The 17,759-nt window shown below is 67.0% G+C and carries 16 protein-coding genes; 11 read left to right on the forward strand and 5 right to left on the reverse strand.

What is annotated here, in order from left to right:
- Nucleotides 1–58: 58 nt before the first annotated feature.
- A complete protein-coding gene (locus AAIL68_RS11175) occupies nucleotides 59–736 on the forward strand; it encodes a sugar transferase (RefSeq protein WP_347139852.1) in 678 nt (225 codons plus the stop codon).
- On the opposite strand, the gene AAIL68_RS11180 is transcribed toward AAIL68_RS11175, so the two are convergent.
- Together AAIL68_RS11180 and AAIL68_RS11185 are read right to left on the reverse strand one after the other, a co-directional pair.
- Entirely contained in the window at nucleotides 737–1,486 is a 750-nt protein-coding gene (locus tag AAIL68_RS11180) for a WecB/TagA/CpsF family glycosyltransferase (protein WP_347139853.1), read from the reverse strand.
- A gap of 84 nt (nucleotides 1,487–1,570) precedes the next feature.
- Nucleotides 1,571–1,897, reverse strand: coding sequence for a DUF1330 domain-containing protein (locus AAIL68_RS11185; protein WP_347139854.1), 327 nt, complete (start codon nucleotides 1,895–1,897; stop codon nucleotides 1,571–1,573).
- Nucleotides 1,898–2,089: 192 nt separating this feature from the next.
- Here AAIL68_RS11185 and AAIL68_RS11190 point away from each other — a divergent pair, with 192 nt between their 5' ends.
- The 10 genes from AAIL68_RS11190 to AAIL68_RS11235 all read left to right on the forward strand — a co-directional run bounded on the left by AAIL68_RS11190 (nucleotide 2,090) and on the right by AAIL68_RS11235 (nucleotide 15,224).
- The gene (locus tag AAIL68_RS11190) at nucleotides 2,090–3,292 is read left to right on the forward strand and encodes an efflux RND transporter periplasmic adaptor subunit (protein WP_347139855.1); all 1,203 of its coding nucleotides are present in this window, start codon (nucleotides 2,090–2,092) and stop codon (nucleotides 3,290–3,292) included.
- 39 nt (nucleotides 3,293–3,331) lie between these two features.
- Nucleotides 3,332–6,454: an efflux RND transporter permease subunit gene (locus tag AAIL68_RS11195; protein WP_347139856.1), complete on the forward strand. Its 3,123-nt coding sequence runs from the start codon at nucleotides 3,332–3,334 to the stop codon at nucleotides 6,452–6,454.
- Between the two features lie 15 nt (nucleotides 6,455–6,469).
- A complete protein-coding gene (locus AAIL68_RS11200) occupies nucleotides 6,470–7,357 on the forward strand; it encodes a LysR family transcriptional regulator (protein WP_347139857.1) in 888 nt (295 codons plus the stop codon).
- A 55-nt stretch (nucleotides 7,358–7,412) separates the two neighbouring features.
- Nucleotides 7,413–7,922, forward strand: coding sequence for a formate dehydrogenase subunit gamma (locus tag AAIL68_RS11205; RefSeq protein ID WP_347139858.1), 510 nt, complete (start codon nucleotides 7,413–7,415; stop codon nucleotides 7,920–7,922).
- The gene (locus tag AAIL68_RS11210; RefSeq protein ID WP_347139859.1) at nucleotides 7,919–9,436 is read left to right on the forward strand and encodes an NADH-ubiquinone oxidoreductase-F iron-sulfur binding region domain-containing protein; all 1,518 of its coding nucleotides are present in this window, start codon (nucleotides 7,919–7,921) and stop codon (nucleotides 9,434–9,436) included. The genes AAIL68_RS11205 and AAIL68_RS11210 overlap by 4 nt, the downstream gene beginning before the upstream one ends.
- Nucleotides 9,433–12,339 carry a formate dehydrogenase subunit alpha gene (fdhF, locus tag AAIL68_RS11215; protein ID WP_347139860.1) on the forward strand — a complete coding sequence of 969 codons (2,907 nt, stop codon included), beginning with the start codon at nucleotides 9,433–9,435 and terminating at the stop codon, nucleotides 12,337–12,339. The genes AAIL68_RS11210 and fdhF overlap by 4 nt, the downstream gene beginning before the upstream one ends.
- Before the next feature lie 3 nt (nucleotides 12,340–12,342).
- Nucleotides 12,343–13,167 carry a formate dehydrogenase accessory sulfurtransferase FdhD gene (gene fdhD, locus AAIL68_RS11220; protein ID WP_347139861.1) on the forward strand — a complete coding sequence of 275 codons (825 nt, stop codon included), beginning with the start codon at nucleotides 12,343–12,345 and terminating at the stop codon, nucleotides 13,165–13,167.
- Complete coding sequence (locus AAIL68_RS11225) at nucleotides 13,157–13,357, forward strand: formate dehydrogenase subunit delta (protein ID WP_347139862.1); 201 nt, start codon at nucleotides 13,157–13,159, stop codon at nucleotides 13,355–13,357. Before fdhD ends, AAIL68_RS11225 begins: the two co-directional genes overlap by 11 nt.
- 65 nt (nucleotides 13,358–13,422) lie before the next feature.
- Nucleotides 13,423–14,379, forward strand: coding sequence for a diacylglycerol kinase family protein (locus AAIL68_RS11230; protein ID WP_347139863.1), 957 nt, complete (start codon nucleotides 13,423–13,425; stop codon nucleotides 14,377–14,379).
- Nucleotides 14,376–15,224, forward strand: coding sequence for a metallophosphoesterase (locus tag AAIL68_RS11235; RefSeq protein WP_347139864.1), 849 nt, complete (start codon nucleotides 14,376–14,378; stop codon nucleotides 15,222–15,224). The genes AAIL68_RS11230 and AAIL68_RS11235 overlap by 4 nt, the downstream gene beginning before the upstream one ends.
- Here the strand turns inward: AAIL68_RS11235 and modC are convergent.
- From modC to modA, 3 genes are read right to left on the reverse strand one after another with little or no spacing between them, the layout of a single operon-like run.
- Nucleotides 15,164–16,252 (reverse strand): molybdenum ABC transporter ATP-binding protein, encoded by a 1,089-nt coding sequence (gene modC / locus AAIL68_RS11240; RefSeq protein WP_347139871.1) that lies wholly within the window; start codon nucleotides 16,250–16,252, stop codon nucleotides 15,164–15,166. The two genes, AAIL68_RS11235 and modC, sit on opposite strands and share 61 nt — an antisense overlap.
- Entirely contained in the window at nucleotides 16,249–16,944 is a 696-nt protein-coding gene (gene modB, locus AAIL68_RS11245; RefSeq protein WP_347139865.1) for a molybdate ABC transporter permease subunit, read from the reverse strand. Before modB ends, modC begins: the two co-directional genes overlap by 4 nt.
- A gap of 1 nt (nucleotide 16,945) precedes the next feature.
- Complete coding sequence (gene modA, locus AAIL68_RS11250; protein ID WP_347139866.1) at nucleotides 16,946–17,692, reverse strand: molybdate ABC transporter substrate-binding protein; 747 nt, start codon at nucleotides 17,690–17,692, stop codon at nucleotides 16,946–16,948.
- Nucleotides 17,693–17,759: the final 67 nt, after the last annotated feature.

The following is a 17,759-nucleotide window of genomic DNA, read 5'->3' on the forward strand; positions in this document are numbered from 1 at the left end:
ATCGTTGACGGTGAGCGTCCCGCGGTTTGGGACATGTTTCAGTGATGTGTAGGTAAAGATGTCGGTTAAGTCCCAGTCGGTCGCCCTGGCCCGTGCCGCGGCCTCTCCTTCTCATGGTGAATCCTGTCCTTGGCTGTATCGCAGCCTGGTCAAGCGGCCCCTGGACATGGCCCTGGTCCTGCTGACCTCGCCCGTCGTCCTTCCCCTGGTGCTGCTTCTGGCGCTGATCGTGATGGCGGATGGCAGGAACCCGTTCTATTCGCAGAAACGGGTGGGCCGCGATGGCCGGATCTTCCGCATGTGGAAGCTGCGCAGCATGGTCCATGACGCGGAAGCGCGGCTGGAGGCCTATCTGGCCGAGAACCCGGAAGCGCGCGAGGAATGGGACGCGGCGCAGAAGCTGCGCAACGATCCGCGCGTGACCCGCGTCGGCCGGCTGCTTCGCGCAACGTCGCTGGACGAGCTGCCGCAGCTGTGGAACGTCGTGACCGGAGAGATGAGCCTGGTCGGCCCCCGTCCCATGATGCCCGACCAGCAGGTGATGTATTCGGGCGACGGCTATTACCGCCTGCGCCCCGGCATCACCGGCTTCTGGCAGACGGCGGGCCGCAACAAGACCACCTTTGCCGCCCGTGCCTGGTATGACAACCGCTATGAACGCAACCTGTCCTTTGCCAGCGACCTGGCGATCCTGCTGCGCACCGTCGCGGTGGTGCTGGGCCGGACCGGCTGCTGATCAGCGCCGCTGTTTCAGCGCCGCCACGGCTTCCACAGGCAGGATGGCGGCGCAGCGGGCATAGCGGGGGACCAGCCGCTTCGGCGCCGACATCATCCGCCACGCCCATTCCATCGCAATCCGCCTGACCCATTGCGGCGCGCGCGTCTGGTTCCCGGCCAGGAAATCCAGCCCCGCGCCGATCGAGGCAAAGCCGACCTCCGGCGCCTCTGCCCGCCCGCGCGCCGCAAGCCGTTCCTGCTTGGGCGCGCCAAGCGCCAGGAAGCACAACCTTACCCCGCTGTCCCGGACCTGATGCAGCAGGTCGCGCGCCGCGTCGCTGTCAGGATCGAAGCCCATCGGCGGGGCGATACGCAGGGCGATCCGGCAGCCGGGCACGCGCCGGGCGATCTCCTGCGCAGCCGCCGCAAGCGCGGCATCGGTCGTGCCGACAAGCGCGATGCCCACGCCCTCGGCCGTTGCAAGCTGCGCCATGGGAAGCACCAGGTCGGACCCCGCCACCAGTCCGACGGGACGCCTGGCCAGCCGGGACAGCCAGACGATGGGATTGCCATCCGCCACCACCAGATCCTGGCCCGCATAGGCATCGCGGAAGGCGCGGTCCTGGCGCAGCTTGACCAGATGATCCAGGTTGATCGTCGCCAGGGCGAAGCCCTGACCCGCGCGGAAGCGCCGCGTCACCTCGGCCAGCAGCGCGGAGCGGTCGGGCATGTTCACCCGGATCACGGAAGGGCCATAGGCAAATTGCATGAAGGTGTTCCGAACCAGACCAGACCGGCGCAAGCCGCCGCACCTGTTCCTTGCACCTTTGCGCAGGCGCGGCAATGCGATGCTTCAACCTTTCGGCAGATAGGGGATGCTCCCCGCCAGATCCGTGTCGTCGATCAGGTGAAAGTTGCTGACGCTGCCCGCTTGGCGCGCCTTGCCGAAGGGGGCGTATTCGGGATCGGAGGCAAAGGCCTGCGCGGCTTCCTTGGACGGGAACTCGATCAGCGCGACAAGGGTGCCGCCCAGCGGCGTGCCCTCTAACGTATCGACATTGCCGGACCGCGACAGATAGCGGCCGCCATGCCGGGCCGCGATTTCATGGACGCGGGCGGCGTATTCCGGCACCCAGGCGTCGTCCGTGACCTTCACATCCGCGATCAGATAGGCTGGCATTGGTTCCTCCCTTGCCGTGTCAGGATAGAGTGCCTCTTGCCGCTGTGTCAGGCAAGCACGCCATGCGCGTGGATCTGAAATGGACCTGTTGTCCTTCCCGCCCGTTGACGATAGCGTGAGCGGCGGCGACGAACTGCCCTTGCGAACGGGCCGCGCCAGCATCGGTTACTTATCCCAGACGGACGGACAGCCATGGCGACGCTGACACGAATCCTTGTTCTTGCCGGCATGGTCGCGGCGATTGCTCCGCATGGCCTTCACGCCCAGGCGCCGGGCGGCGAGATGCCGCCCCCTGCGGTCACCGTTGTCACCCTGAAGGCCGAGGACGTGACCCTGACCGCCAGCCTGCCGGGCCGCGTCGTCGCCTCGGCCGAGGCGGAGCTGCGCCCCCAGGTCGGCGGCCTGATCGTCGAGCGCCTATTCGAGGAAGGCAGCCCTGTGGCCGAGGGCGATCCCCTGTACCGCATCGATCCGCGCACCTACGAGGCCGCGGTTGCGCAGGCCCAGGCGGCGCTCGCCCAAGCCCAGGCCCAGGCCGATGCCGCGCGGCGAGAGGCCGAGCGCGTCGTGACCCTGCGCGACCGCCGCGTCGCCAGCGAACAGACCCAGGACAGTGCCATTGCCGCCCGCGACGCCGCCGAAGCCGCCGTCAAGGCCGCCGAGGCGCAACTGCTTGCGGCCCAGATCGACCTGGACCGGACGACCGTCACGGCGCCCATCGACGGCGTGATCGGCCTGGCCCAGGTCAGCCCCGGCGCCCTTGTGACCGCAGGGCAGGCGGCGCCGTTGGCCGTCATCCGCCGCATCGACCCGATCCGCGTGGACGTGACCCAGTCCGCCGCCGAGATCACCCGCTGGCAGCGCATGGGCCCCGAGGCCGCCTTGCCCGAAGGCACCGACCGCACGGTCACGCTGCGGCTGGCCGATGGCAGCACCTATGAACATACCGGATCCATGACCGCGGCCGAACCGCATGTGGACGAGACCACCGGCGTCATCACCCTGCGGATGGAATTCGCCAATCCAGACGGCTTCCTGTTGCCCGGCATGTTCGTCCTGGCCGACATCCCGCAGGCGCAGTTGAAGGACGCGGTCCTTGCCCCGCAGGAAGCCGTCAGCCGCGACCGGCGCGGACGCCCCGTGGCCATGGTGGTCAACCAGCAGAACGTGGTCGAGGAGCGCACTTTGGAAATCGCGCAGGATCGTGGCGCCCAGTGGGTGGTGACGGACGGCCTTGCCGCTGGCGACCGCGTGGTGGTGGCGGGCTTGCAGCGGATCGGGCCGGGCGCCACCGTCGTGCCGCAGGAACGCGGCGCGGAAGCTGCCGCGCCGGCCGAAGGACAGCCCGCCCCAGCCGGGGAAGGCGCAGACACCGCAGACGCGTCGGGCAACTGACGACCCGATCAAGCCCTGAAAAGCAAGGCGTGACAGAGCATGGCCCGTTTCTTCATTGACCGTCCGGTTTTCGCCTGGGTGATCTCGATCATCATCATGGGCATCGGCATCCTGTCGATCCTGTCGCTGCCGGTCGCGCAATATCCGCAGATCGCGCCGCCCTCGGTCACGATCCGCGCCACATATCCCGGCGCCTCGGCCGAGACGATCTCGAACACCGTGACGCAGGTGATCGAGCAGCAGATGACGGGCCTCGACGGGCTGCGCTATATCTCCTCCGGTTCGTCATCGGCCGGGGCGTCCGAGACGACGCTGACCTTCGAGACCGGCACCGACGTGGACATCGCCCAGGTCCAGGTCCAGAACAAGCTGTCGCAGGCCACGCCGCTTTTGCCCGAACCCGTGCAGCGCCAGGGCGTTGTGGTCGAGAAGTCGATGGCCGGCTTCCTGATGGTCATCGGCCTGATCGGCGACGACAACTACGACCAGACCGACCTGTCGGACTATATGTTCTCGAACCTCGTGGACGATCTGTCGCGGGTCGAGGGCGTGGGCAGCGTCCAGGTCTTCGGGTCGCCCTATGCCATGCGCATCTGGCTGGATCCCGACAAGCTGGCGGCATACGAGATCACGCCCTCGGACGTGGTGGCGTCGGTGTCGGCGCAGAACACGCAGATCTCGGCCGGGGCCTTTGGCGACCTGCCCACGGTTCAGGGCCAGCAACTGAACGCCACCGTCACCGCGCAATCGCTGCTGTCCACGCCCGAGGATTTCCGCCAGATCGTCCTGCGGGCCGAGGAGAATGGCGGCCTTGTCCTGCTGCGCGATGTTGCCCGGGTCGAGATCGGGGCCGAAAGCTATGCCACCGACGCGACCTATAACGGGCGGCCCGCGTCCGGCATGGCGCTTTCCCTCGCGCCGGGGGCCAACGCGCTCGACACCGCCGAACGGGTCAAGGCGCGGATGGAGGAATTCGCCGAATTCTTCCCCGAGGGCGTGGATTACGTGATCCCCTTCGACACCTCGCCCTTCGTGTCCATTTCCATCGAGGAAGTCGTCAAGACGCTGATCGAGGCCATCGTTCTGGTCTTCATCGTCATGTATGTCTTTTTGCAGAACTGGCGCGCGACGCTGATCCCGACGCTCGCCGTGCCGATCGTGCTGCTGGGCACCTTCGGCATCATGGCGGCCTTCGGATTCACCATCAACACGCTGACCATGCTGGCCATGGTCCTGGCCATCGGGTTGCTGGTGGACGACGCCATCGTGGTGGTCGAGAACGTCGAACGCATCATGGAGGAAGAAGGGCTTGAGCCGCGGGAAGCCACGCGCAAGTCCATGGGCCAGATCACCGGCGCGCTGATCGGCATCGCGCTTGTCCTGTCGGCGGTCTTCGTGCCGATGGCCTTCTTCGGCGGCTCGACCGGGGTGATCTATCAGCAGTTCGCGATCACCATCGTCTCGGCCATGGGCCTGTCGGTGCTGGTCGCGCTGACGCTGACGCCCGCGCTGTGCGCGACCCTGCTGCGGTCCAAGGACCACCATTCGAAGCGCGGGCTGTTCGGCTGGTTCAACCGCAATTTCGACCGCACCACCAACGGCTATACCGGCGCGGTGGGCTGGATCGTGCGCCGCCCCCTGCGGATGCTGCTGGTCTATGCGGCCATCGGCGCGGCCATGGTGCTGCTGTTCCTGCGCACGCCCGAGGGTTTCCTGCCGGATGAGGATCAGGGCATCATGTTCGTGCTGATCCAGGGTCCGACGGGGGCCACGGCGGAACGGACGGCCGCCGTGATCGACCAGGTGCAGGACTATTTCCTGACGCAGGAACAGGATTCGGTCGATTCGATGTTCGGCGTGGTGGGCTTCAGCTTCGCGGGGCAGGGCCAGAACGTCGGCATGGCCTTCGTGCGGATGAAGGATTGGGAAGACCGCCTCGACCCGTCGCAATCCGTGCAGGCGGTAGCGGGCCGGGCCTGGGGGGCGCTCAGCGGCATCCAGGACGCGATGGTGTTCCCCATCGTGCCGCCTTCCGTGATCGAGCTTGGCAACGTCTCGGGCTTCGACTTCTATCTGCAGGCGCGGGGCGGGCAGAGCCACGAGGAATTGCTGAACGCCCGCAACCAGTTCCTGGGCATGGCGGCCCAAAGCCCGCTGATCGCGCAGGCCCGGCCTTCCGGCCTGGAGGATGCAGCGCAGTTCCGGCTGAACATCGACTGGCGGCAGGCGGGGGCCATGGGGGTGACGGCGACCGACGTGGCGAACCTGCTGCAGGTGGCTTGGACCGGGCGCTACGTCAACGATTTCGTGGACCGGGGCCGCATCAAGCGCGTCTATGTCCAGGGCGAGGCGACATCGCGGTCCACCCCCAGCGACTTCGACAAATGGCGCGTCAGGAACGCGACGGGCGGGCTTGTGCCCTTCTCGAACTTCTCGACGGGGGAATGGACCTTCGGTCCGCAGGGGCTGAACCGTTACAACGGCATCCCCGCCATGCAGATCCAGGGCAGCCCCGCGCCCGGCGTCAGTTCCGGCGACGCCATGGCCGAGGTCGAGCGGCTGGTGGCCCAGATGCCGGGCTTTGCCGTGGCCTGGACCGGCCTGTCGCTTGAGGAACAGGAATCCGGCGACCAGACCATGCTGCTTTACGCCCTGTCGCTGGCTGCCGTGTTCCTGTGCCTGGCCGCGCTGTACGAAAGCTGGTCGATCCCGCTGGCGGTGATCCTGGTCATGCCCATCGGCGTTCTTGGCGCCTTGATCGGCGCGTTTCTGGGCGGCTTCGACAATGGCGTGTTCTTCCAGGTGGGCCTGCTGACCGTGATCGGCCTGACCGGCAAGAACGCCATCCTGATCGTGGAATTCGCCCGCGAACAGTCCGAACAGGGCGTTCCCCTGTTCAGGGCCGTGGTCGAGGCCGCGCGCCAACGGTTCCGCCCGATCATCATGACCTCGATCGCCTTCACATTGGGCGTGCTGCCGCTGCTGCTGTCCACCGGCGCGGGCGCGAATGGCCGCAACGCCATTGGTGCCACGGTGATCGGCGGGACCGTCGCCTCGACCGTGATGGGCATCCTGTTCGCGCCGCTGTTCTATGTGCTGATGCGCCGCCTGCTGGGCCGCAAGGACAGGATGGAGGATACCGCAGCGGTTCCCGCCGAATAGCGGCAAGGGGGTGGCATGATCGACAAGCTGGAGATGTTCCTGGCCGTCGCCAAGGAACGCCATTTCGGACGCGCCGCCGCCAGCCTTGGCATCACGCAGCCCACCCTGTCGGCGGGCATCAAGCAGCTTGAGGAACAGCTTGGCGTGTTGCTGGTCTTTCGCGGATCCCGCTTCGGCGGGCTGACGCCCGAGGGCCAGTCCGCCCTGGTCTGGGCCCGCCGCATCGTCGGCGACACACGCCAGTTGCGGGACGAGATGCGGGCCACGCGCCACGGGCTGTCGGGCCAGTTGCGCATCGCCGTGATCCCCACGGCGCTGACCTGGGCCGCGCGGATCAGCGCGCGTTTCGGCGCCGCCCATCCGAATGTCGGGCTGACCATCCTGTCGCGCACTTCGGTCGAGATCCTGCAGATGATCGACGACCTGACCGTGGATGCGGGGATCTCCTACCTCGACAACGAACCGCTGGGCCGGGTCAGCACCGTCAGCCTTTACGATGAACGCTACATGCTGGTCTGCGGCGCGGAGTCTCCGCTGGCCGGACAGGACCGTGTTGCCTGGTCGGACTTGGCGGGGCATCGGTTGTGCCTTCTGACCAGCGACATGCAGAACCGCCGGATCATCAACCGCAACCTGATCGAGGCGGGCGTGACCCCGCAGGCGACGGTCGAATCCAGTTCGACGGTTGTGCTGGTGGCTCATGTGCTGGAGGGCGGCTGGATCACCATCCTGCCCGAGGACATCGCGGCCTTCATGACGCAGGGAAAGCCGTTGCGGACCATTCCCCTGGACGGCGACGGCGCCAGCCATTCCGTTGGCCTTGTCGCGCCTTGGCGGGAGCCACACACGCCTGTTCTGGAGGCCTTGCTGGCCGAGGCCCGGCGCATGGCAAACGATAGATAAATTCTATCAACCAACGAAACAACGATATTGATTTCGGATTATGCGACCTGCTTAGATGACGGCGGAAAGACCGTCGAAAGGCCAGCCTATGCATGTCCATGCGCCAGCCCCGACCGAGGAGGAGATCCGGGGCGTCGTCGCGCCTCTTGCTTCCCTGGAAGGGCCGCTTCTGCCGATGCTGCACGCGTTGCAGGATACCTGGGGCTTTGTCCCGCAGGCCGCCGTGCCGGTGCTGGCGGATATCCTGAACCTGGGCCGGGCCGAGGTGCATGGCGTCATCAGCTTCTACCACGATTTTCGCAGCCATCCGGCGGGGCGCCACGTGTTGAAGATCTGCCGGGCCGAGGCCTGTCAATCCATGGGCGCCAATGCTCTGGCCGAATCCACCCTGAAAAAGCTGGGGATCGGCTGGCACGGCACCACCCCCAACGGCGCGGTAACGGTTGAACCCGTCTATTGCCTGGGCATGTGCGCTTGCGCCCCTGCCGCCATGGTCGATGGCAAGGTCGTGGGACGCGTCGATGATGCCCGCATGGACCGCATCCTGGCCGAGGTGGGCGCATGAAGATCTTTGTCCCCCTGGACAGCGCCGCCAAGGCGCTTGGCGCGGACGACGTGGCCGATGCGCTGGCGCGTGAGGCTAAGGCACGCGGGCTTGACCTGCAAATCGTCCGTAACGGCACGCGCGGCATGGTCTGGCTGGAGCCTCTGGTCGAGATCGACACGCCCGAAGGCCGGATCGGTTACGGAAACGTGACCTCTGACCAGGTGCCCGATCTGCTGGACGGCAAGCTGAACAGCCTGGGCCGGGTCGAGGACATCGACTGGTTCGCCCGCCAGACCCGCCTGACCTTTGCCCGCTGCGGATTGATCGACCCGCTGGATCTGGACGATTACCAGGCCAATGGCGGTCTGGTCGGCCTGCGCCGCTCGCTGACCATGACCAAGGCCGAGATCGTGCAGGAGGTGATCGATAGCGGCCTTCGCGGTCGCGGCGGCGCGGGCTTTCCGACCGGCATCAAGTGGAAGACCGTGGCCGAGGCGGAAGCCCCGCAGAAATATATTGTCTGCAACGCCGATGAGGGCGACAGCGGCACCTTTGCCGACCGCATGATCATCGAGGGCGATCCCTTTTCGCTGATCGAGGGCATGGTTATCGCGGGCCTGGGCGTTGGTGCGACGCGCGGCTATGTCTATCTGCGGTCGGAATACCCGGATGCCATCGCCATCCTGACGCAGGCGGTGAAGATCGCCCGGCAGCGGGGCCTGCTGGGCGCCGATGTGCTCGGCTCGGGCCGCGCCTTCGACATGGAGGTGCGGACCGGTGCGGGCGCCTATGTCTGCGGAGAGGAAACCAGCCTGCTGAACAGCCTGGAAGGCAAGCGGGGCGTGGTCCGCGCCAAGCCGCCGCTGCCCGCGCTGGAAGGCTTCCTGGGCCGGCCTACGGTCGTGAACAACGTGATCTCGCTGACCACCATCCCGGTGATCTTCGAACGCGGCGCAAAACATTACGCCGATTTCGGCCTTGGCCGGTCGCGCGGCACCGTGACCTTGCAGATCGCGGGCAACGTCAAGCGCGGCGGGTTGTTCGAGACCGCTTTTGGCATGACCCTGGGCGAGGTCGTGAACGACATCGGCGGCGGCACCGCCAGCGGCCGTCCTGTCAAGGCGGTGCAGGTGGGCGGCCCCTTGGGCGCCTATATGCATATCGACCAGTTCCACACGCCGATGGGATACGAGGAATTCGACCAGAACGGCGGCCTGATCGGCCATGCCGGTCTGGTGGTCTTTGACGACACCGTGGACATGCTGCGCATGGCCCGCTTCGCCATGGAGTTCTGCGCTGTCGAATCCTGCGGCAAATGCACGCCCTGCCGGATCGGCGCGGTGCGCGGGGTGGAAACCATCGACCGCATCGCGCAGGGCGACCCGGCGGCGATCCCGCTGCTGACCGACCTGTGCGAGACGATGAAGGACGGATCGCTCTGCGCGCTTGGCGGCTTCACGCCCTTCCCGGTCATGTCCGCGCTCAGAAACTTCCCCGACGATTTCGCCACCTATCGGGAGGCAGCCGAATGAGAGACTTCATCATCCCCCAATTCCCTCCGGGCGACGACCGCGACATGGGCACGCCCGCAAAGGCCGGGCTGCCCGTCACGCTGACCGTGGACGGGATCGACATCACCGTGCCCGAGGGCACGTCCGTCATGCGCGCCGCCGCCGAGGCCGGGATCATGGTTCCGAAGCTGTGCGCCAGCGACAACATGGAGGCCTTCGGGTCCTGCCGCCTTTGCGTGGTGGAGATCGAAGGCCGCCGCGGCACGCCCGCGTCCTGCACCACGCCGGTGATGGAAGGCATGGTCGTCCACACCCAGTCCGACAAGCTGCGCCGGATGCGCAAGGGCGTGATGGAGCTTTACATCAGCGACCACCCGCTGGACTGTCTGACCTGCGCCGCCAATGGCGACTGCGAATTGCAGGACATGGCGGGCAACGTGGGCCTGCGCGACGTGCGCTACAAGGCGCCCGAGGGGGCGACGCTGCTCAACCACTTCGCGCCGCGCGACGGCGTGGGGGTGAATGCGCATTACACCCCCAAGGACGAAAGCAACCCCTATTTCACCTATGACCCGGCCAAGTGCATCGTCTGTTCGCGCTGCGTCCGCGCCTGCGAGGAAGTTCAGGGCACCTTCGCCCTGACCATCGAGGGCCGGGGCTTCGACAGCCGCGTCAAGGCGGGCGCCATCGGCGACGATTTCCTGTCCTCGGACTGCGTGTCCTGCGGGGCCTGCGTGCAGGCCTGCCCGACCGCGACCCTGCAGGAAAAATCGGTGATCGAGCTTGGTACGCCCGAACGCTCGGTCATCACCACCTGCGCCTATTGCGGCGTGGGCTGTTCCTTCAAGGCGGAACTGAACGGCGACCAACTGGTCCGCATGGTTCCCTACAAGCACGGCAAGGCCAACCGGGGCCATTCTTGCGTCAAGGGCCGCTTCGCCTATGGCTATGCCCAGCACAAGGACCGGATCCTGCGTCCGATGATCCGCGAAACCATCGACCAGCCGTGGCGCGAGGTCGAATGGGCCGAAGCGCTGAGCTTTGCCGCGAACAGGCTGAAGGGAATCCAGGAAAAGTACGGTCGCAAGTCGGTGGGTGTCATCACCTCCAGCCGCTGCACCAATGAGGAAACCTATCTGGTCCAGAAGCTGACCCGCGCGGTCTTCAGAAACAACAACACCGACACCTGCGCGCGCGTCTGCCACTCGCCGACCGGCTATGGCCTGGGCAAGACCTTCGGCACATCCGCCGGGACGCAGGACTTCGACTCGGTCGAACAGGCCGATGTGGTGATGATCATCGGCGCGAACCCGACCGATGGGCATCCCGTCTTTGCCAGCCGGTTGAAGAAGCGGCTGCGCGAGGGCGCCAAGTTGATCGTGGTCGATCCCCGCCGCACCGACATCGTGCGGTCTGCCCATGTCGAGGCCGCCTATCACCTGCCGCTGAAGCCCGGCACCAACGTCGCGGTTGTGACAGCCATGGCGCATGTGATCGTGACCGAGGGGCTGTTTGATCAGGATTTCATCCGCACCCGCTGCGACTGGGATGAGTTCCAGTTCTACGTCGATTTCGTCAGCGACCCCCGCCACGCGCCGGAAAACGTGGAACTGCTGACCGGCGTTCCCGCCGCCGACCTGCGCGCCGCCGCGCGGCTCTATGCGACCGGCGGCAACGGCACGATCTATTATGGCCTGGGCGTGACGGAACACTCCCAAGGCTCGACCACGGTGATCGGCATCGCGAACCTTGCCATGCTCACCGGCAACATTGGCCGTCCCGGCGTCGGTGTGAACCCGCTGCGCGGGCAGAACAACGTGCAGGGCTCCTGCGACATGGGCAGCTTCCCCCACGAACTGCCCGGCTATCGCCACGTCAAGCTGCCCGATGTCCGGGCGATCTACGAACAGGCCTGGGGCTGCGAGATCGACCCCGAACCCGGCCTGCGCATCCCCAACATGCTGGATGCGGCGGTCGAGGGCACCTTCAAGGGCCTTTACTGCCAGGGCGAGGATATCCTGCAATCCGACCCCGACACCCATCATGTGGCGGCGGGCCTTGCGGCGATGGAATGCGTGATCGTCCACGACCTGTTCCTGAACGAGACCGCGAACTATGCCCATGTCTTCCTGCCGGGCTCGACCTTCCTGGAAAAGGACGGCACCTTCACCAATGCCGAACGCCGCATCAACCGCGTCCGCAAGGTGATGGCGCCCCGCAACGGCTATGAGGACTGGGAGGTCACGCAGCTTCTGGCGAATGCCATGGGCGCGAACTGGCACTATACCCACCCCAGCCAGATCATGGAGGAGATCGCGGCCACCACGCCCAGCTTCGCCGGCGTCACCTATGACGTGCTGGAGGAGAAGGGGTCCGTCCAGTGGCCCTGCAACGAGACCGTGCCGGACGGCACGCCCCTGATGCATGTGGATGGCTTCGTGTCGGGCAAGGGGCATTTCATGGTCACCGAATATGTGGCGACCGACGAACGCACCGGCCCGCGCTTCCCGCTGCTGCTGACCACGGGGCGGATCCTGTCGCAGTACAACGTGGGCGCGCAGACCCGGCGGACCGAGAACGTGGTCTGGCACCCCGAGGATCTGCTGGAAATCAACCCCCATGACGCCGAGTTCCGGGGCATCAAGGATGGCGACTGGGTGCGGCTGGCATCGCGGGCGGGCGAGACTACGCTGCGTGCGACGCTGACCGACCGCGTGGCGGCGGGGGTGGTCTATACGACCTTCCACCACCCGGCGACACAGGCCAATGTGGTGACGACCGATTTCTCGGACTGGGCGACGAACTGCCCCGAATTCAAGGTGACGGCGGTGCAGGTCAGCCCTTCGAACGGTCCTTCGGAATGGCAGGAAAGCTATAATGAACAGGCCGAACGGTCGCGGCGGATCCTGACCGCAGCGGAGTAGGCCATGGACTTGCCGCCGCCCTTCGGGGCCACGGATGCGACCCATCACAGGCCGGGCAGCAGCATCGCGGTGACGTGCGCGCTGCCCGAGGAAACGGCCATCGCCATGGTCTATGACGGCTCGACCCATGCCGTGATGATGGCGACACCTGCGGATGTTCAGGACTTCGCGCTGGGTTTTTCGCTGACCGAGGGCATCGTGACAGGCATCGGCCAGATCGCCAGTTGCGAGGTGATCGCCCACCCGAAGGGGATCGAGGCGCAGATGTGGCTGGCCGAGGATCGCGGCGCGGCGCTTGCTGCCCGCCGCCGGTCCCTGGCCGGGCCGGTCGGCTGCGGGTTGTGCGGCATCGACAGCATCGAGGCCGCGGTGCGGACCCTGCCGGACCTGGAGCGCGCGGGCCCGACCCTGACGGTCGAGGAGATCGCAGCCGCGACCGAATCCCTGCGCGGCTGGCAGCCCCTGCACGACCGCACGCGCGCCGTCCACGCGGCGGGATTCATGCTGCCGGGTCAGGGCGTGGTTCTGGCGCGCGAGGATGTCGGGCGGCACAACGCGCTGGACAAGCTGATCGGCGCCATGGCCCGGCAGCGCATCGACCCTGCCCAGGGCGCCATCGTCCTGACCAGCCGTGTCTCCACCGAAATGGTGCAGAAATGCGTCATGGCGGGCTGCGCCATCCTGATCGCCGTATCCGCCCCCACGCTGCACGCCCTGCGCTTGGCCCAAGGCGCGGGCCTGACCCTGGCGGCCTTCGCGCGCGGCGAGGGCTTCGATTTGTTTACCCACCCCGAACGGCTGGACGCGAAGGTTTCCGATGTCGCCTGAAAAGATGGTCATGATGGCGAACCAGATCGCCACCTTTTTCGACACGCAGCCCGGCCATGCGCCGGACAAGATCGCTGCCCATCTGAAGGACTACTGGGAGCCTCGGATGCGCGACCAGTTGAAATCCTATCTTGCGGCAGGCGGTGCTGGCCTGAGCCCCTCGGTCCAGGAAGCCGTGCAGCGCCTTTGATCCGGCGGCGGTGAAACCGCCCTTGCGCCCCGCGTGTTGATCCTGGCAATCAAACCGGGGGACGGATGCGCAATACAGCCGAAAGGGTTGATCTTTCCGCCTGCCGCCTGTGCGTGATCGGCAATCGCGGGTCGGGAAAGAAGGACGGCGACGAACAGGTCGCGGCCATCCGGGACGCGCTGACGGGCAAGGTCGCCGAACTGGCATTGCGCCTGACGGAACGGGGCGACCAGTTGGCCTATCTTGCCAGGCAGGCGGTCGATGAGGGGTTCGACATCGTTCTGGCCCTTGGCGGCGACGGCACGCAGGCGGCGGTTGCAGGCGCCCTGACGGGCACCGACGCCATGATGGGCGTGCTGCCGGGCGGCACCTTCAACTATTTCGCGCGCGACCTTGGCGTGGGCGAAACGGTCGAGGATGCGCTTGCCACCCTGCTGGACGCGCGCGTTCAGGCCGTCGATGTCGGCCAGATCGAGAACCTGGTGTTCCTGAACAATGTCAGCCTGGGCGCCTATCCGCATATCCTGAAGACGCGCGAGGGGATCTACAAACGCTGGGGGCGGTCGCGCCTTGCGGCCTATTGGTCGGTGCTGGTGGCGATGCGGCGGCTGCGCCATCCGATGCGCCTTGTCGCCAGGGTCGATGGCAAGGAACGCCACTTCACCACGGCCCTGGTCTTTGTCGCCCGCAGCGCCTATCAGCTGGACTCCTTCGGCCTGGACGGCGCGGATGCGATCCGGGCGGGGAACTTCGCCGTGCTGATCGCCAAGGCGCGCCGCCCGCTGCCGCTGTTGCGGTCGGCTTTTCGGCTGGCCTTCGGGCTCAGCGCCAAGGACAGCGATTTCGACCTGATCCTCACCGACAGCCTGACCATCGAAACCGGCAAGCGCCAGCAGTTGATCGCCCATGACGGCGAAAAGACCCGCATGGTCAGCCCCTTTCACCTGCAGGTCCGCCACGGCGCCCTGAAGGTGCTGGTGCCCGCCGATGGCAGCAGCAAGACCGAGGATGCCAGGGCGTGACACGGATCGTCCACCTGTCGGATCTGCATTTCGGCTTTCACCGCGCCGAACTGGCCGCCCCCCTGCTGGAGCGCGTCAACAGCGCCCGCGCCGATCTGGTGGTGGTGACCGGCGACCTGACGCATCGGGGGCGGCGTGACCAGTACAATCAGGCGGGGGTCTTTCTGTCGCGGATCCGGGCGCCGCTGATCGCCGTGCCGGGAAACCATGACGTGCCGCTGTATAACCTGCTGGTCCGGTACCTGACGCCATTTGCAGGCTATCGCCGCGCGATGGGGCCGGACCTGGCGCCCACCCGGCAGGTGGGCCGCGTGCGGGTGCTGGGGTTGAACAGCGTCGATCCCTTCGCCGTGCAGCGCGGCATCATCCGGGACGGAGAGATCGGGCGGGTTATCGGGAGCCTCGATCTGCTGGCGATGAACGTGGTTGCCCTGCATCACCCGCTGGAGCATCTGGCCCAGGTGGACAAGGAACTGACCCGCCGCGCGCCCGAAGCCCTGGCCCGGCTGGAGCGCGCGGGGGCGCAGATCGTGCTTTCGGGGCACCTGCATGTCTGGGCCACCGGCGCGATGCTGGACCAGACCGCGCATCCCGGCGTCCTGCAAATCCAGGCGGGGACGGCGCTGTGCGGTCGCCCGTCGGACCGGCAGAACGAATTCGCGGTCTTGCAGATCGACGGAACCTGGCTCACCATCGAACGCCATATCGCGCCAATGGACGAGCCATCGTTCCGCCCGCCCGAATACGAGCACTTTTCCCGCGAGAGCGGGATCTGGGTCGCCCATCAGCCGGCGGAAACGCCGATCGTGCCGGGGGCCACGGAAACCGCCTTCAGCACCGCATGAACCGGCAGGCCCGGCACCAGTTGCAGGGCGGCGGCTGACCGTGCCGTGATCCGCGACAGGATCACCTGGTCGCCCGCGTCCAGCCGCACCAGGACGCCGCCGCCGCTGTCGGTCAGGTCGCGCACCCGCGCGGGGATGACGTTCAGCGCGGAGATGCCCTGCGGCGCGGCGGTCGCGATCATCACGTCCTGCGCCAGGATGCGCAGCCGCAGCAGCGTGCCGACAGGTGCCGCGATCCGGGGCAGGAACAGCGGGCCAGAGGGCGTGGAGAGCCGCGTGAGGCCGTCCGCCTCCTGCGCCTCGACCCGCGCGGCAAGGATGGCGCCGGTATCGGACAGGCCAAGCAGCGGCGCGATGGCAGGATCCGACAGCATCGCGGCAACCGGACCCGCCGCCGTGACGCGCCCCTTGTCCACCAGAACCACCGTTGTCGCCAGCCGTGCGACCTCGGCCGTGGAGTGGCTGACATACAGGATCGGCAGTCCGGCATGATCGCGCAGGCGTTCCAGATAGGGCAGGATTTCGTCCTTGCGTGCTTGGTCCAAGGCCGCCAGGGGCTCATCCATCAGCAGCAGGCGCGGATGAGACAGGATCGCGCGGCCAAGCGCGACCCGCTGGCGCTCGCCCCCCGAAAGCGCGGCAGGGCGGCGGGGCAGCAGGGGGCCGATGCCCAGCATCTCGACCACGCGGGCCAGGTCGGCTTTCCGCCCCAGTCCGGTGAACCAGTGACCGAACAGCAGGTTCTGCCGGACGGTCAGGTGGGGAAACAGCCGCGCCTCCTGAAAGACATAGCCGATGCCGCGCCGGTGCGGGGGCAGGAAGATACCCCGATCGCTGTCGGTCAGGACCGTATCGCCGGCCACTATGCGCCCCGATTGCGGGCGCAGCAGGCCAGCGACGGCATTGACGATGGTCGTCTTGCCCGATCCCGACTGCCCGAACAGCACGGTCAGCCCGGCGGAAGCCTGGAAGGCTGCGTCCAGCGTGAAGCCGGGGAAGGCGTGGCGCAGGGTGATCGACAGCATCAGGCCCCCCGGATACGCCGCGCAATCAGGCGGGATAGCCATTCCGACAGGAACAGCGCGGCCATGGCGATGGCGACGGCGATGATGACCAGCCGGGCAGCGGCGGCCTCGCCCCCCGGCACCTGCAGGAAGGCATAGATGGCCGAGGGCAGGGTCTGCGTCTGTCCGGGGATGTTCGACACGAAGGTGATGGTGGCGCCGAATTCCCCCATCGCCTTGGCAAAGGCCAGGATCGCGCCTGCGAGGATGCCGGGCAGGATCAGCGGCAGCGTCACGGTGAGGAAGGCCCAAGGGCGCGACGCGCCAAGGGTCGAGGCAGCCTGTTCCAGCTTCGGATCCACCGCCTCGATGGCCAGGCGGATGGCGCGGACCATCAGCGGAAAGGCCATGATTGCGGCGGCCAAGGCCGCGCCCGTCCAGCGGAAGGCAAAGACGATGCCAATCTGATCCAGCCATTGCCCGGCAAAGCCTCGTCGCCCGAAGGTCAGCAGCAGCAGATAGCCCGTGACCACCGGTGGCAGCACCAGCGGCAGATGCACCAGCCCGTTCAGCAAAGCGTGTCCCGGAAAGCGCCACCGCGCCAGGGCATAGGCCACGAAGATGCCCAAGGGCAGGCTGACCGCCACCGCCCACAGCGATACCTTCAGCGACAGGCGAACAGCCTGCCACGCATCGGGGGTCAGCCAGTCGGTCAAGTCAGTTCGTCACCGTGAATCCATGCTTTTCAAAGATCGCATTGGCGGCCTCGCCCGACAAGGCATCGTAGAAGGCGCGGTCCGCGTCGTCGGCGGCGCCGGTCAGCAGCGCGGCGGGATAGGTGACCGGAGGATGGCTGTCGGCGGGAAATTCACCCACCACCGTCACGTTGTCCCCGGCGGCCGCGTCGGTTGCGTAGACGATGCCATAGGGCGCCTCTCCGGTCGCGACCAAGGCCAGGGCGGCGCGCACGTTGTCCGATTGCGCCACATCGGCCTGCACGTCGTCCCACAGGCCCAAGGCTTCCAGCGCCGCCTTGCCGTATTGCCCGGCGGGCACGGAATCGACCAGGGCCATCGCCAGCTTGCCGCCGTCCAGCAGTCCGGCCAGGTCCATCTCCACACCGATCCGCACCGGCGCCGCATCCGCGCCATGCGCGATCAGCACTAGCCGGTTGCCCAAGATGTCGCTGCTTGCCTGGACCAGGCCGGCCGTTTCGACCTCGTCCATCCATTCGGTATTGGCCGAGATGAACAGGTCGGCGGGCGCGCCCTCGATGATCTGCTTGGCGAGTGCGTTGGACCCAGCATAGGAGATCGTCACGGTATTGCCGGTTTCTGCAGTGAACTGGGCCGCGATTTCGTCCAGGGCGTTCTTCAAGGATGCGGCGGCGAAGACGCTGACATCCTCGGCCCAGGCGGGCAGGGCGGCCAGCGACAGGGCGGCGGCAAGCAGGGCAGGGCGCATGGACACCTCTCGGGATATGTTTGCGTGAACCTATCGCTCTGCCGCCCGAAACGGCAAGCGATATTTC

Source organism: Paracoccus sp. SSK6, from assembly GCF_039770665.1.
GTDB lineage: Bacteria > Pseudomonadota > Alphaproteobacteria > Rhodobacterales > Rhodobacteraceae > Paracoccus.